Annotated in this window: 13 protein-coding genes and 1 pseudogene; 5 read left to right on the top strand and 9 right to left on the bottom strand. The window is 73.1% G+C overall.

Annotation, left to right across the window (positions count from 1 at the left end; genetic code table 11):
- Positions 1 to 75: 75 nt before the first annotated feature.
- The gene (locus OG852_RS42970; RefSeq protein WP_330350715.1) at positions 76 to 1,242 is read left to right on the top strand and encodes a serine hydrolase domain-containing protein; all 1,167 of its coding nucleotides are present in this window, start codon (positions 76 to 78) and stop codon (positions 1,240 to 1,242) included.
- 17 nt (positions 1,243 to 1,259) lie between these two features.
- Here the strand turns inward: OG852_RS42970 and OG852_RS42965 are convergent, their stop codons facing one another.
- On the bottom strand, positions 1,260 to 1,985 hold the full coding sequence (locus OG852_RS42965; protein ID WP_330350714.1) for a class I SAM-dependent methyltransferase: 726 nt from the start codon (positions 1,983 to 1,985) through the stop codon (positions 1,260 to 1,262).
- 5 nt (positions 1,986 to 1,990) lie between these two features.
- Complete coding sequence (locus OG852_RS42960; RefSeq protein WP_330350713.1) at positions 1,991 to 2,554, bottom strand: PadR family transcriptional regulator; 564 nt, start codon at positions 2,552 to 2,554, stop codon at positions 1,991 to 1,993.
- A 76-nt stretch (positions 2,555 to 2,630) separates the two neighbouring features.
- Here OG852_RS42960 and OG852_RS42955 point away from each other — a divergent pair, with 76 nt between their 5' ends.
- Entirely contained in the window at positions 2,631 to 3,038 is a 408-nt protein-coding gene (locus tag OG852_RS42955; protein WP_133913178.1) for a nuclear transport factor 2 family protein, read from the top strand.
- Between the two features lie 934 nt (positions 3,039 to 3,972).
- On the opposite strand, the gene OG852_RS42950 is transcribed toward OG852_RS42955, so the two are convergent.
- Positions 3,973 to 4,893, bottom strand: coding sequence for a hypothetical protein (locus OG852_RS42950; RefSeq protein ID WP_208117177.1), 921 nt, complete (start codon positions 4,891 to 4,893; stop codon positions 3,973 to 3,975).
- Between the two features lie 135 nt (positions 4,894 to 5,028).
- Positions 5,029 to 5,418, bottom strand: coding sequence for a hypothetical protein (locus tag OG852_RS42945; protein ID WP_330350712.1), 390 nt, complete (start codon positions 5,416 to 5,418; stop codon positions 5,029 to 5,031).
- 30 nt (positions 5,419 to 5,448) lie between these two features.
- Between OG852_RS42945 and OG852_RS42940 the strand changes: the two genes are divergently transcribed.
- The 3 genes and pseudogenes from OG852_RS42940 to OG852_RS42930 form a co-directional block, all read left to right on the top strand.
- Positions 5,449 to 5,859, top strand: coding sequence for a MarR family winged helix-turn-helix transcriptional regulator (locus OG852_RS42940; RefSeq protein ID WP_330350711.1), 411 nt, complete (start codon positions 5,449 to 5,451; stop codon positions 5,857 to 5,859).
- Positions 5,860 to 6,217: 358 nt separating this feature from the next.
- On the top strand, positions 6,218 to 7,360 hold the full coding sequence (rho, locus tag OG852_RS42935; RefSeq protein WP_330350710.1) for a transcription termination factor Rho: 1,143 nt from the start codon (positions 6,218 to 6,220) through the stop codon (positions 7,358 to 7,360).
- 83 nt (positions 7,361 to 7,443) lie between these two features.
- Positions 7,444 to 8,277 (top strand): annotated as a pseudogene (locus OG852_RS42930) (D-alanyl-D-alanine carboxypeptidase family protein); the annotation flags it as partial.
- Positions 8,278 to 8,360: 83 nt separating this feature from the next.
- On the opposite strand, the gene OG852_RS42925 reads toward OG852_RS42930, so the two are convergent.
- The 5 genes from OG852_RS42925 to OG852_RS42905 all read right to left on the bottom strand — a co-directional run bounded on the left by OG852_RS42925 (position 8,361) and on the right by OG852_RS42905 (position 15,146).
- Positions 8,361 to 9,746, bottom strand: coding sequence for a glycosyltransferase 87 family protein (locus OG852_RS42925; protein ID WP_330350709.1), 1,386 nt, complete (start codon positions 9,744 to 9,746; stop codon positions 8,361 to 8,363).
- Positions 9,743 to 11,140, bottom strand: coding sequence for a polyprenol phosphomannose-dependent alpha 1,6 mannosyltransferase MptB (mptB, locus tag OG852_RS42920; RefSeq protein ID WP_330351601.1), 1,398 nt, complete (start codon positions 11,138 to 11,140; stop codon positions 9,743 to 9,745). The genes OG852_RS42925 and mptB overlap by 4 nt, the downstream gene beginning before the upstream one ends.
- A 276-nt stretch (positions 11,141 to 11,416) precedes the next feature.
- Positions 11,417 to 12,355, bottom strand: coding sequence for a glutaminase (locus tag OG852_RS42915; protein WP_133913156.1), 939 nt, complete (start codon positions 12,353 to 12,355; stop codon positions 11,417 to 11,419).
- A gap of 47 nt (positions 12,356 to 12,402) precedes the next feature.
- Positions 12,403 to 13,812 (bottom strand): aspartate ammonia-lyase, encoded by a 1,410-nt coding sequence (gene aspA, locus OG852_RS42910; protein WP_330350708.1) that lies wholly within the window; start codon positions 13,810 to 13,812, stop codon positions 12,403 to 12,405.
- 317 nt (positions 13,813 to 14,129) lie between these two features.
- Positions 14,130 to 15,146, bottom strand: coding sequence for an asparaginase (locus tag OG852_RS42905; protein WP_133913154.1), 1,017 nt, complete (start codon positions 15,144 to 15,146; stop codon positions 14,130 to 14,132).
- Positions 15,147 to 15,166 lie beyond the last annotated feature (20 nt).

Here is a 15,166-nt window from a genome sequence, read left to right as displayed (position 1 = left end):
CCGACCAGTCGGTATGTTCAGGATGCCCGGGCCGCGCTGTGGCGGTCCGGGGTTCCGGCGTACCATGGAGGGCCCATGTCCGAGCACGTGCCACAGGTTCACGGCCACTGCGACGCGCGTTTCACGGCGGTGCGCACGGCGTTCGAGGAGAACTTCCGGGACCGGGACGAACTGGGCGCCGCGGTGGCCGTCACGGTCGACGGCGTGACGGTGGTGGACCTGTGGGGCGGCTGGGCCGACCCGGCGCGCACCCGCGCGTGGGAGCGGGACACCCTGGTCAACGTCTGGTCGACGACGAAGGGCCCGACCGCGCTGTGCGCGCACATCCTCGCGGACCGGGGGCTGCTCGACCTGGACGCCCCGGTCGCCGCGTACTGGCCCGAGTTCGCGGCCGCGGGCAAGGAGAACGTGCTGGTGCGCCATCTGCTGTCGCACCGGGCGGGCCTGTCGGGACTGCGTGAGCCGCACACGCTGGAGCAGTTCTACGACTGGGAGACCACCACCGCGCGCCTCGCGGCCATGGAGCCCTGGTGGGAGCCGGGCACCCGATCCGGCTATCACGCGTTCACGTACGGCTTCCTGGTCGGGGAGGTCGTCCGGCGGGTGTCGGGGCTGCTGCCGGGGGCGTTCCTGGAGCGGGAGGTGACCGGGCCGCTCGGGATCGACTTCACCGTGGGGCTGGCGGAGAAGGAGGCCGGGCGGGTCGCCGAGCTGGTGCCTCCGCAGGCCGCGCCGGCCAGTGAACAAGCCGCCGTCTTCGCCCAGTTGGCGCCTGCGGCGATCGCCGCCCTGGCCAATCCGCTGGTCGGCGCCACCGAGGCCAACTCGCCCGCGTGGCGGGCCGCGGAGATCCCGGCGGCGAACGGCCACGGCACGGCCCGCGCGGTCGCCGCGCTGTACGGCGTCGTGGCCGGGCGCGGCTCCCACGGCGGTCGCCGGATACTCTCCGCCGAGGCGGCGGAGCGGGTGCGCGAGGGGCAGGGGCCCTGCCGGGACCTGGTGCTGGGCGCCGGGCTCGGGCACGACACGGAGATCGCGCTGGGGCTGTGGCTCAGCGGCCCGGACGGCTCCTACGGGCCCAATCCTCGCGCGGTCGGCCATGACGGCTTCGGGGGATCCTGCGGGCTCGCCGATCCGGAGGCCGGGGTGTCGCTCGGGTACGTCATGAACCGCATGGGGCCGAGGATCTCGGACGACCCGCGCAAGATGGCCCTGGTCGACGCCCTGTACAGCGCCTTGTGACCGGCCCCGGCCCGGCGTCAGGCGACCCGTCGGGCCTCGACCACACGGACCCGTGGACTTCCGTCACCGCGCGTGCCGAACTCGGGCAGTGCACGGAGGTCCACCCGGAACCCGGCGCGCTCCAGTTCCCTTCGCACCTCGCCGAGCCGGAAGGCGCGGTAGTACATCACGAACGGCGGCCGCCACACGGCGTTGCGCACCCGCATCACGGCGTCGAAGCCGAGCAGCATCCAGAAGGCGAGGTCCGAGGGGCGCGGCGGGGCGAGCACGGGGAAGGCGAAGCAGCCGCCGGGCCGCAGCACCTGGTGCACCTGGGCGAACAGGCCGGGCAGTTCCCGGGGCAGGAAGTGCCCGAACGCGCCGAAGCTGACGACGAGGTCGAAGGCGGCCCTGAAGGGCAGGGCGCGGGCGTCCGCGCGCACCCAGGACACCCGCGGCCCGGCCGTCGGCGTACGGGCGCGGGCCTCGGCGAGCATGCCCGCGCTGAAGTCGACCCCGGTCACGCCGCGCCCGCAGACCGCGGTGAGGACGTCCATTCCGGCGCCGGTGCCGCAGCACAGGTCGAGGCCGTCGTCGTAGGGGCCGGACTCCTTGAGGGCGGCGGTCACGGCGGACAGCACGGAGTCCGGGGTACGGAAGGGCGTGTGGTCGAACTTGGGCGCGAGGAGGTCGTAGCCGTGCTCGACGGACGACAGGGCCTGGACGGCGAGTTCGCGCAGGCTGGGGCCTTCGGGACTGAACATCGCCCTCAGCCTACGGCGGCCCGGCGCCCGATGAGCACCGTCGCGCGCTCGCACCAGCGGATGTTCTCCTCCTCGAAGCCGATCCCGGCCATCAGGGTGAGGTACGGCCCGATCCGGTCGGTCCCCGCGAGGTACGCGTCCTCGGTGCGCCCGGCGAGCATCCGTTCCCGGACGCGGCGGTAGCGGGCCAGTTTGGCCCGGGCCCAGCCGAGGCGCTCCTCGATCAGCGCGAGGCCCGCCGCCGGGTCGACGCCGTCCACCGCCTGGATCTTGATGAGGAGTTCGTCGCGGATCGCGGTGGGTCTGCGGGGCGCGGTGGCGGCGAAGGCGTCCAGGTCCGCGCGGCCTGCCTCGGTGAGGGTGAACATCCGCTTGTTGGGGCGGCGCTCCTGCTGCACCACCCGCGCCTCGATCAGGCCGTCCTGCGCGAGCCGCTCCAGCTCCCGGTAGAGCTGCTGGGGGGTCGAGGACCAGAAGTTCGCGAAGGAGGCGTCGAAGAGCTTGGCCAGCTCGTAGCCCGAGGCCTCGCCTTCCAGGAGGGAGGCCAGGACGGCGTACTTGAGGGACATGTGGACACGGTAACAGGAGGTGATTATTGTCGTCCGCACCTACTCAACAAATTGACTATCTGGATGGAGTGATCCGATGCGCGCGTTCCGTGAGGCGGTCGAGGCCGGCGATCTCGGGGCCGTCGAGGCGCTGCTGGCCGAGGACGTGGTGTTCACCAGCCCGGTCGTCTTCAAGCCGTACCCGGGCAGGGCGATCACCGCGGCGATCCTGCGCGCGGTGTCGCAGGTCTTCGAGGACTTCCGCTACGAGCGTGAGCTCGCCGGGGACGAGGGGCGCGACCATGCGCTGGTGTTCACGGCGCGGGTGGGCGACAAGCAGCTCGGCGGCTGTGACTTCATCCATCTGAACGAGGAGGGGCTGATCGACGAACTGACCGTCATGGTGCGGCCGTTGTCGGGTGCGCAGGCGCTCGCGGCGGCGATGGGGGCGCGGTTCGACGACATCGTGAAGGAGGCGGAGGCCCGGTCGGCCTCCGCCTCCTGACGGTCGGGGTCCCCCGGGTCAGGCGACCGTGAGGGTGAGCGCACCTGCTGCCCGGGGTGATCGCGGTGACCGTGCCGTCCACGGTCAGCGTCACCGCCTTGCCGCGCGGCGCCTTCACTGCCGCGTCGGCGGCGAGGCTCAGGGATCATCTTGCCGTTGACGTTGACCGGGCCCGGGTCGTCCGGCTCGATCATCTGCAGGATGACCCCGTCGGCCGGGTTGAGGCGGGCGCCCTTCGAGCCGTCGACCGTGATGGCGGTCTGCTGGCCCTTGTCGAGGAAGGTGGCGCGCTCGGAGCTGACGACCGTGCCGCCGTCGAGGGTGAGGGTACCCGCGCCGAAGAACATGTAGCCGAAGTGGCCCGGGTTCACGACCGTGTTGCGCACCGGCAGGGCCTTCAACTCGGCCGGCGACAGACCGAGTTCCAGCTCGGTGTTGAGCGCGGCGACGGCGTCCCGGGTGCTGTCGCCGTAGTGCACGACGGCCGCGGGGCCCGCGATGATCGTGGCGTAGCTGCCGACGTCGAAGCGGGAGCCGAGGACGCGGACGGTGGCGTCGCCGATGGCGCGATCAACAGCCATGTCGGAAACACCGGGGCGTATGGCTACGGCACCCCGTCGAGACCCCGTACATGCAGTCCGTGCCGTGGATGCTGGGCCTGGACGGCAACGTCCGCGCCACCAACCTCATCGGCAGGAACAGCCGGGCCACCTACCTCGACTCCACGGTGTTCTCGGAGACCTGGGGCGCGCTGTCGGTGGAGGGCGGCAGCGGGCTGAAGCTGACGCGCGGAGATCACCGTGGACGGCGGGTACGCGGCGCACGGCGGGGTGTAGGCGATCACGAACGCGCTGGACGCGCCGGTGGCCGACCGCTGACGCGGCGGGGGGTGCCGGCCACCGTGCCGTCAGGACCGGGCGAACAGTGGCGGACCTCAGTCCTTGAGGTCCGCCAGGGTCGTCCTCGTGTCCGTCTTCAGCATGTCCGAGACCTCGTCGAGGGTCGGCGGGTCCTTGTCGTCGTCGTACGAGGAGTAGTAGGCGCTGTAGGTCATCGTGTACGTCACCCAGCCGTCCCGTACGGCGAGCGTCGCGTAGAGCGAGCCGCTCGACGAGCCGGAGGTGGTGTCGTCACTGACGAGATAGGCCTCGTCGCCGATGCCGGTGACGGTCTCCACGTCGTACCCGGTGTGGCTGTCGCCGTAGTTCTTCCAGGTGGCCGTGAACTCCGGTTCGGGGTCGGTCTTCTTGTGCAGGTCGAGCTGGGCGTAGAGGTACGCGTCCGCGTACGTCGACGTGGTCTTCTTCAGGTTGATGCTGCACAGGCCCTCGTCGAGGGCGTCGTCCTCGAGCCGGTTGCGGGTCGGGGTGCCGTCGTTGTCGGGGTACTCCTCCTTGAAGGACGAGTAGTCGAGGGCGTTGCACAGGTTCGCCGGCGCCGTGTACCCGGCGAGGTCCGCCTTGTCGCCCGCGGCGATCAGGAAGACGCCGGCCGCCCAGGCGGCGGAGGCCACCAGCGCGCCGAGGGCGGCCCACAGGACGGCTCTTCCCGCGCCGCCGCCCCCGCCGCCGGGCGGCGGTCCGACGACCGGGTACGGGCCCTGCTGGACGTAGGGGTTGCCCGGCTGGGGCTGGGGCGGCTGACCGGGCTGGCCGGGCTGTGCGGGTACGCCGACCAGGGTCGGCTGGGCGTAGATCTGCTGCTGGCCCGCCTGGGTCGCGGGCGCGGCCGGCGGGAATCCCAGGGGGCCGCCGGGGCCCGGCGACTGCGGGCTCGGGTAGGGGTACGCGCTCGGCTGGGCCGGAGCGTCGGACGGCGGTTGGTGCTGCTGCGGAGGCTCAGGCGGCGTGGACATGACGTGAAGATAAGGGTCGGTTGGCAGTCAAGGCCCTTGACGTGCTGGATCGTTACGCTCTAGGGACATCTGCCGTAAACCTCGGAGAGGCCGGGTTCGTCTGGCTGGTATGCGGGGGACGCCCGCGCCGCGGTGTCAGAGCACGGCGCGCAGGGTCCGCGCGAAGCCCCGCGGGTGGGTGATGTTGCCGTTGTGGCCGCCGGGGAAGTGGGTCGGACCGACGCCGAGTCCGGCGGCCAGCTCCTCGGCGCAGCGGTAGTCGAAGACGGTGCGGGGAGTGGTGTGTCCGGCGGCGGGGACCACACGGACGGGGCCCGCCCCCAGCGCGTCGAGCTCGGCGGGGGTCAGATCGGCGTCCCGCACGGTGAGGGCGTCGTGGCGGATGAAGAAGTCGAAGTTCGCCTCGCGCGAGGCGTCGAGCGGGGCCGGCCGGGCGCCGGGCTCGGTCTCCTGCCGGGCGGGGTCGATGCCGAGCAGCTCGCCGATCCGCCGCACCCCGGCGATCCAGCCGTCGCGCTCGAACACGGCCCGCATCTCGTCCAGCTCGGCACGCTGATGAAGATCGGCGAGGAGGCCATCCCCACCGAGGGCGTCGGCCTCCGGTCCACCGGCACCCACTCCATGCTGATCGTGCTGCTCGACGTCTACACGCACTCCGACACCACCGTCGGCGAGATCGCGGCCCGCACGGGGCTCCCGCAGAGCGCGGTGTCCGGGTGCGTGGCGCGGCTGAAGGAGGCCGGCTCGGTGGTGACGGCACCGGACCCGGCCGACCGCCGCCGCACCCTGCTCCGCCGCAACCCCGGGGTCTCGGGCCGCCGCGCCGAGGTGGCCGCGACCCCCGTCGACTCCGCCCTCGCGGCCGCCCTGGGGACGGACGACCCCGAGCGGATCGCGGACACGATCGCCCTGCTCGAACAGCTCGCCGAGCGCCTCTCCCCCGATGTGCTGGGGCGTCTGCGCTAGGGCCCGTCGTTCGGATCACGCCGCAGACGCCGGCGCCGAGCAGTCCCGTTCCTTCCCTGCGACCTGATCCGAACGACAGGCCCCAGCCCACCCGGCGCAACCCTGTGGTACAGTGCGATCAGTACCTGTGTAAGTCCCGTTCCGGGCCCGGTACTGATCTTCCTTCAGTTCGCTGACTCGCCCGCCGCTTCCGTCGGCCGGCGCAGTGGCCTTCCCGCACCCTCTCGGCAGCGGACCCCCTCCGCCGTGCCCGAGGTGCTGCTTCCCGCCGCCCGAGGTGCGCCGTGCGCCCTCGCCTCGCGGCCCCACCCCCTCTTCGCATGTCACATGCCGTCCGTCCGTGAAAGGACCCACCACCATGACCACCACACTCGAACACCCCCCTGTGGAGCAGCCCCCGGCCCGGATCGCCGCCGGTGTCCTCGACATCGACGCGAGCGGGAAGGGGCACCTGCGCGCCGCCGACTGCCTGCCCACGCCCGCCGACCTCCAGGTCCCGCCCGTCCTGATCCGCCGTCATGGACTGCGCAAGGGCGACCTCGTCGAAGGGGTGCGCGGCGGTCAGCGCGCCCTGACCGAGGTGGCGCGCGTCAACGGCCGTACGCCCGAGGCCCTGAGCGGCCGCCGGCACTTCCGTGACCTCACTCCCCTCCACCCCCATCAGCGGCTCCGCCTCGAACACCCGGCCGCCGGACTGGCCGGACGGCTCACCGACCTCATCGCGCCCGTCGGCAAGGGCCAGCGCGGGCTGATCGTCGCGCCGCCCAAGACGGGCAAGACCGTGCTGCTCCAGCAGCTCGCCGCCGCCGTCACCGGCAACCACCCCGAGGCCCGGCTGATGGTGCTGCTGCTCGACGAACGCCCCGAGGAAGTCACCGACATGCGCCGTTCGGTGCGCGGCGAGGTGTACGCCTCCACCTTCGACCGGGCGCCCCGGCAGCACATCGCCCTCGCCGAACTCGTCGTCGAACGCGCCAAGCGGCTCGTCGAGGCGGGCGAGGACGTCGTGATCCTCCTCGACTCCCTGACCCGGCTGTGCCGGGCGCACAACAACGCGGCCGCCGCCGGGGGCCGTACCCTCAGCGGCGGCGTCGACGCGACCGCGCTGATCGGCCCCAAGCGGTTCTTCGGCGCCGCGCGGACCGCCGAGGAGGGCGGCTCGCTCACCATCCTCGCCACCGCCCTGGTCGAAACGGGCTCTCGCGCCGACGACTTCTACTTCGAGGAGCTGAAGAGCACCGGCAACATGGAGCTGCGGCTCGACCGCGAGCCGGCCGCACGCCGCCTCTTCCCCGCCGTCGACGTCAACGCCTCCGGCACCCGCCGCGAGGAACTCCTCCTCTCCCCCGCCGAGTTGACCGCGACACGCGGACTGCGCCGGGCGCTGCAGACCCGCGACGGGCAGGCGAACCTGGAGACCCTCCTGGAGCGACTGCGCGAGACCCCGGACAACGCGACCTTCCTGCATCGGATCCAGCCGACCCTGCCCTCGGACCGCTGAGGCGTGCGGCATCCGGGTGCTCGCCGACCGGCCTACGGCACGGGCAGCACGAGGAACGCCCCACCGATTCCTACGTTGATCATATGAAGATCGGATTCCCTTCTCGGGTCGGACTGTCGGCCGGTGTCTTCTGTGCGGCAGGTGCCCTGGCCCTCGGGTCCAGCGCGGTCGCCGCCCCGCCCGGAGCCCCGCAGGCCGGGGCGCCGTCCCGGGCGCACACCCCGAAGCCGTCGCTCCTCTTCCGTCCGGGGACGCAGGTCAGACCCGACCGCGCGGCCCCCGAGGTACCGGACCTCTCGGCGCTGTCCTGGCTGGTGGCCGACGCGGACAGCGGCGAGGTGCTCGCCGCGGCGAACGCGCACCGCAGACTGCCGCCCGCCAGCACGCTGAAGACCCTGTTCGCCCTCACCGTGCTGCCGGTCCTGCCGGCGGGCGTCCGGCACGAGGTGTCCGAGGAGGAGCTCGCGGACATCGGGCCGGGCAGCAGTCTCGTCGGGGTCGCCGAGGGGCAGACGTACTCGGTCGCCGATCTGTGGCGGGGGGTGTTCCTCAACTCCGGCAACGACGCCGTGCACGTCCTGGCCGCCCTCAGCGGCGGCTGGCGGGCGACGACCGCGCGGATGCAGGAGAAGGCGCGGGCGCTGGGCGCGCTGGACACCCACGTCCGCTCGCCCGACGGATACGACACACCCGGTCAGGTGTCGTCGGCGTACGACCTGGCGGTGTTCGGCAGGGCCGGGCTGCGCAGGGCGGACTTCTCGCGGTACTGCGGCCTGGCGGAGGCGACCTTCCCGGGCCGGGCGGGAGGGTCGTACGGCATCGCCAACACCAACCGGCTGCTGACCGGGCACGACGGCGTCGAGCCGTACCCGGGGCTCATCGGGGTCAAGAACGGCTACACGACCAACGCCGGCAACACCCTGGTCGCCGCCGCCCGCAGGGACGGACGCACCCTCCTCGTGACGGTGATGAACCCCCGGCAGGGCGGCGGGTACGCCGTCTACGAGGAGGCGCGCGAGCTGCTCGACTGGGGGTTCGCCGCCGAGGGGCGGGTCGAACCGGTCGGGTCGCTGGACGCGCTGCGCGCCCGGCCCAGGCCCGCCGCCGGGCCGGTGGCCGACCCGGTGGCGCGGTCCGCGGCACACTCGGCGGCCGTCCCCGTGGCCGCCGTCGAGGGACGTCCGGGCTGGTCGCAGGCGGCGGCGATCGCGGGAGCCGCCGTACTGGGCGGGTCCGCCGTCGCGCTGGCGCTGTGGCTCGTGGGGCGGCGCTCCGCGCGGAGATGACCGACCGGCAGGAACAGCAGCAGGCCCAGGGTGACCCAGGTGTAGGTGTTGCTGCCGAGGAAGCCGTCGACGCCGGACGCGTCGTCGAACCAGAGCCACACCACGCTGGTGCACAGCACCGCGTACAGGGCACCCGCCACACGCGCGTGCCCCGTACGGAGCAGGACGGCGAAGGACGGCAGCAGCCACACCAGATGGTGCACCCAGGTGACCGGGCTGACCAGGCAGGCGGTGGCCCCCGTGAGGGCGAAGGCCGCCTGCCAGTCACCGGCGGTCACGGCCTGCCGGGCCCGCCGCGCCCACACGCACAGCACCACCACGACCAGCACCGCCCACACGGCCCTGCTCTCCACGCCGAGCCGGGCCAGCACCCCCTGGAGCGACTGGTTCGAGACATAGCCGAGCCGGCCCACGCGGCTGGTGTCCCACAGCGCCTCGGTCCAGTAGAACCGGGACGCGTCCGGGGCGACCAGCGCCGCGCACGCCGTGGCGGCGAGCGCGACGGCCGTCGCGACGGCGGCCGCGCGTCGGCGGCGGGCGAGGAGCAGCAGCCCGATGAAGACGGCCGGGGTGAGCTTCACGGCTGCCGCGAGCCCGATCCCGACGCCGGCCCAGCGCCCCCGGCCGCTCGCCAACAGCCGGGCGTCGGCCAGGACGAGGGCCAGCAGGAGCAGGTTGACCTGTCCGAAGCTGAAGGTGTCCCGCAGCGGTTCGAACAGCGCGAGGACACAGGCGCCGAGGATCACGCCGTACCAGCCGTGCCGCCGCCAGCCCGGCCCCGCCAGCGCGCGGACGACGGCCGCGAGCGCCGCCAGGTTGAGCAGCAGGGCGGCCACGATCGCGGTCCGCAGACCGACCAGCGCCATCGGCAGCATGGTCACGGCCGCGAACGGCGGATAGGTGAAGCCGTACGGCGTACCCGGCACCCGGTAGTCGTAGACACGGCCGCCGTGGTGCATCCAGGTGTTGACGGTGCCGTAGTAGACGCGCAGGTCGAACCAGTCGCGCAGCAGCGGGACCATGGCGGTGAAGAGGGTGACGGCCGCGACGAGGCAGCCGAGCAGCAGCAGGCTGCCACGGTCCGTGGCGGGTGCTCTCATGCCGTACGTCCCAGAGCGGCCGGCCCCTGTGCCGCGAGGTGGGCCTGCCACAGGACGACGACGGCGAGCGCGCCGCCGCAGAGCGCGAGGAGCAACCGGCCGCCGTCGGCGGGCCCGCCGTCGGGCAGCACGGCCAGGGCGAGGACCCCGGCCACCGCCGCCGTACGGTGGCGTACGGAGGTGCTGGGGGCCGCGGCGGCGATGAGGAACAGGCCCCACAGCGCGTACCAGGGACGGATCGCCGGGCCGAACGCGGCCACCGTGGCGAGGCTGAGCCCGAGCGCGTACACCGGGCGGGGACGCAGCCGCCACCATATGGCGACCAGGGCCATGGCGGTGACCGCGAGACCGATCACGTGCCAGGCGGGGACGGCGAGCGGGGCGAGGTCGCTGCCGAGGTGTTCGAGGAGGGCGCCGGTGGCGCGGCCGAGGAGGCTGGTGAGGGCCCAGTTCTGCGGCGACACCGGGGTGTTCAGGGCGGCTATCCAGCCGTATCCGGTGCCCGCGAGGGCGGTCGCGGCGACCGTGGTGGCGGCGCAGGCGGCGAGCGTGGTCAGGACGGCCCGCACGGGATGCCGTCCCGCGCGCACGGCCAGCAGCACGACCGCGGCGAGACCGAGGATCGCGGGGGCCTTGACCAGGGCGGCGAGCGTGACGAGGACTGCCGCGGGGACCGGGCGGCGGGCGAGGGCGGCGACCAGTCCGGTCCCGAGCAGGCCCAGCATGACGGCGTCGTTGTGGGCGCCCGCCACCAGGTGCAGCAGCACCAGCGGGTTGAGGACACCCAGCCACAGCGCGGCGGCCGGGTCGGCGCCGCTGTGCCGGGCGATCCGGGGCAGCGCGGCCGCCATCGACGCCACCCCGCACAGCGCGACCAGCCGCATGCCGATGAGCCCTGCGGGCAGTTCGCCGTGGGTGAGGCCGTACAGCGCGGAGGCGACCGCCATGAAGACCGGGCCGTACGGGGCTCCGGTGTGCCGCCACAGCGGGGCGACCTCGGCGGCGAGCGGGCCGCCGAGCCGCGCCGGGCCGTGGGCGTAGACGTCGATGTGCGCGTCCACCATGGCCCCCTGCGCGAGGTAGCTGTAGACGTCCCGGCTGAACAGGGGCGGTCCGACGACCAGCGGCGCGGCCCACACCGCGAGGACGAGCACGAGGGCGCGCGGGGTCGGCGGGTCGGCGCCGCGGACGAGCCGGCCGAGGAGGACCCAGGCCGCGGTGAGCAGCACCAGCCCGAAGTACACGCCGACCAGACCGAGTGCGGCGTGCACGGAGGACGGTGCCAGGAGTTCCCGCGCGGGCAGCGCGCCGGCGCTCTCGCCGCCCAGCGCGAGACAGGCCGTACCGGCCAGACCGAGAACCTGGCAACTACGGAGATCGACGGGGAAACCCATGGCCAACACTCGGTCAGGGTGTCAACGCGGGGTGGCCGGAAAGCAACGTTCCCCCTGCCGAGCGGCGGCCTGTGCGTGACCGCCGTATGAGCGGAGGCGGACGGTCGGTGGCCGGGTCGACGTCCTCCTCGTCCTGGGGCAGACCCTCCCCGGTGTGCCCCAGATGCCGCAGCGCACCGGGGACGTCTCCCCGCCCGGGGACTCCCAGGTCTTCGCGGGTGACCGGCTCGCCCTCAACCGAATTGCGGCGGCGGGGCCGCCGGGGCCGGCAGGGTGTCAGAAGACCGACAGGCCGGTGAGGGTGGTGAAGCGGTCCAGGGCCGCCACGCCGGCCACCGAGTTGCCGTGTTCGTCGAGACCGGGGCTCCATACGCACAGGGTGCAGCGGCCGGGGACGACGGCGATGATCCCGCCGCCGACCCCGCTCTTGCCGGGCAGCCCCACGCGGTAGGCGAAGTCACCGGCCGCGTCGTAGGTGCCGCAGGTCAGCATCACCGCGTTGACCTGCTTGGCCTGGCTGCGGGTCAGCAGACGGGTGCCGTCGGCGCGGATGCCGTGCCGGGCGAGGAAGGTGGTGGCGAGGGCCAGGTCGGCACAGGACGCGGTGAGCGAGCACTGGCGGAAGTACTGGTCGAGGAGGTCCGGTACCGGGTTGTCGATGTTGCCGTACGACGCCATGAAGTGGGCGAGCGCGGCGTTGCGGTCACCGTGCGCGGACTCGGACGCGGCGACCTCCGCGTCGAAGGCGAGCGCGGGGTTGCCGCTCTCGGCGCGCAGGAAGGCGAGGAGTTCCCCGGCCGCGTCTCCGGTACGGGTCTGGAGGCGGTCGGTGACGACGAGGGCGCCCGCGTTGATGAAGGGGTTGCGCGGGATGCCGTGCTCGTACTCCAGCTGGACCAGGGAGTTGAAGGGGTTGCCGGAGGGCTCGCGGCCCACGTGCTCCCAGAGTTCGTCGCCCTCGCGGGCCAGGTCGAGGGCGAGGGTGAAGACCTTGGTGATGGACTGTGTGGAGAACGGCTCGCGCCAGTCCCCCACGCCGTACACCGTGCCGTCGAGCTCGGCGACGGCCATGCCGAAGTCGCGCGGATCGCGGGCCGCGAGCGCCGGGATGTAGTCGGCGGGCCGGCCGCGGCCGGGGGTGTGCTCCATCTCCTCGGCGATGCGCTCCAGGACCGGCTGGAAGGCGAGGGACGACGTCGTTGTCATGATCACCATTGTGCCTCCGGGCCGGTCCTGGTGCGTCACCGCAGCTCAGGAAGGGGTCACACCAGGGGGGCGCCGCTGCCGGCCAGGACCTCGGGGCGCAGCAGGTCGGCGAGTCGCTCGGCGGGCAGCAGGCCCTTCTCCAGGACGAGTTCGGCGACACCCCGGCCGGTGACGAGGGCCTCCTTGGCGATGTCGGTGGCCGCGGTGTACCCGATGTGCGGGTTGAGGGCGGTGACCAGGCCGATGGAGTTCTCGACGGTCGCGCGCAGGGTCTCGGTGTTGGCGGTGATGCCGTCGACACAGCGCTCGGCGAGGGTGAGGCAGGCGGCCCGCAGATGCGTGATGCTCTCCGACAGCGAGTGCAGGATGATCGGCTCGAAGGCGTTGAGCTGGAGCTGTCCGGCCTCGGCGGCCATGGTGATGGTGACGTCGTTGCCGATCACCTCGAAGGCGACCTGGTTGACGACCTCGGGGATCACCGGGTTGACCTTGCCGGGCATGATGGACGATCCGGCCTGCACGGGCGGGAGGTTGATCTCGCCGAGGCCCGCGCGCGGACCGGAGGACAGCAGACGCAGGTCGTTGCAGCTCTTGCTCAGCTTGACCGCGATCCGCTTCAGCACGCCGGACATCTGGACGAACGCGCCGCAGTCCTGGGTGGCCTCGACCAGGTTGGCGGCGGTGACCAGGGGCAGGCCGGTGATCTCGGCGAGGTGGCGGCGGGCGGACTCGGCGTATCCGGCGGGGGCGTTGAGGCCGGTGCCGATGGCCGTGGCGCCGAGGTTGATCTCATGGATCAACTGGACGGCCTCGTCGAGACGGTTGCGGTCCTCGTCGATCATGACGGCGTACGCGGAGAACTCCTGACCGAGCGTCATGGGGACCGCGTCCTGCAACTGTGTACGGCCCATCTTGAGCACATCGCGGAACTCGACGGCCTTGCGGCCGAAGGAGTCCTGCAGTACGGCCATCGCCTTGAGCAGTCCACGCACCGCGAAGACCGTCGCTATCTTGACGGCGGTCGGGTAGACGTCGTTGGTGGACTGGCCGAGGTTGACGTCCTCGTTGGGGTGCAGGTACTGGTACTGCCCCTTCTCGTGACCCATCAGCTCCAGGGCGCGGTTCGCCACGACCTCGTTGGCGTTCATGTTGGTCGAGGTGCCGGCGCCGCCCTGGATGACGTCGACGACGAACTGGTCGTGCAGCCCGCCCGCGCGGATCTCTCGGCAGGCGGCGACGATCGCGGCGGCCTTGTCGGGCGCCAGCAGGCCGAGTTCCTCGTTGGCGAGGGCGGCTGCCTCCTTGACGGCGGCGAGCGCGTCGACGAGGTGCGGGTAGGCGGAGAGGGTGGTGCCGGTGATGGGGAAGTTCTCGGTGGCGCGCAGGGTGTGGACACCCCAGTACGCGTCGGCGGGGACGTCCCGGTCTCCGAGGAGGTCGTGTTCGCTGCGGGTGGCGGCGGTCATGAGGTACGGGTCCTCTTTCTGAGGCGGTGAGGGTGGGGGAGCGGGCGACGTCGAGGGGGGGCCGGCTCGGGCGGAACGGGGTGTGTCCGCCCGAGCCGGCCGGAACACCGGGCCGGTGGTGACCGGACCGGCGGTTCGGGGGCCGGCTGCGGGGATGCGACCGGCCGTTCGGGACCCGGTCTCACGAGGCCGGGCGCCGAGGGGCTCGGAGGCCGGCGCCGTGGAACCGCCAGCCGTGCGACCGTGCGGCCGCAGGGCAACCGGGACCGGCCGTTCCGCCGGTGGCCACCGCGCACACTCGGTGGCCACCGGAGTCGTCAGGCGCAGGCGCGCACGGTCACCGGGTCCAGGGCCCGTACCGGGCGGACCGAGCCGACCGGTACGCCGCCGCCGAGCAGGTCCTCGCCCTCGAATGCCTTGAGGAGGGCGGGGTCGACGCCCGCGCGGGCGAGGGCGGCCGCCGTGACCGGGATCCGGGCCCGGTTCGCGCCGTCGGAGATCTTGACGGCGACGGCGCGGCCGTCCGGGAGGGCGGCGACCTCCACGCCCTCGAAGCCGTCCTTGGCGAGCAGTCCGGGGACGGCCCGCATCAGGGCGGCCACGTCCCGGTCGGCGCCGGAGGCCATCTCGGCGTGGTCGCGCATGGCGTCCGCGACCCGGGCCTCGGGGGTGCCGGGCGCCGCGGTGGTGATGCGGGCGGCGGCCCGGGCGAGGCCGTGCAGGGAGACGGAGAAGAGCGGGGCGCCGCACCCGTCGACGGTGACCCGTGCGATCCGCTGTCCGGTGAGGTCCTCGACGATCTCCGCGATCGCCTGCTGGAGCGGGTGCTCCGGATCGAGGTAGCCGTCGAGGGACCAGCCGTTGAGCTTGCAGGTGTACAGCATGGCGGCGTGCTTGCCGGAGCAGTTCTGCGCGAGACGGGAGGGCGCGCGGCCCTCGCGTATCCAGGTGTCGCGGACCGCCGGGTCGTACGGCATGTCCGTGACGTTGCGCAAATGGTCCTCCGTGACACCGGCCAGCTCGAGGATCCGCCGGGTCCCGGCGAGGTGGCGTTCCTCGCCGGAGTGGCTGGCGGCGGCGAGCGAGAGCAGCTCGCCGTCGAGCGGCAGCCCGGCCCGCAGCATCGCCACGGCCTGGACGGGCTTGAGCGCGGACCGCGGGTAGAAGGCGGCCTCGATGTCGCCGAGCTGGAGGTCGACGTCACCGCCCGTGCCGAGGACGACGACGGAGCCGTGGTGGACGCCCTCGGTCACTCCGCCTCTGACGAGGTGGGCGACGGGCGCGTGGAGGGGTTCACGGATCACGGGGGCGTCCGCGAGCGCGCTGCTGTACATCACTGCCTGATCACTTGGGG

Source organism: Streptomyces sp. NBC_00582 (assembly GCF_036345155.1).
Classification (GTDB): domain Bacteria; phylum Actinomycetota; class Actinomycetes; order Streptomycetales; family Streptomycetaceae; genus Streptomyces.
The sequence above is the reverse complement of the archived record's forward strand: the minus strand, read 5'-3'. Positions and strand labels throughout refer to the sequence as shown.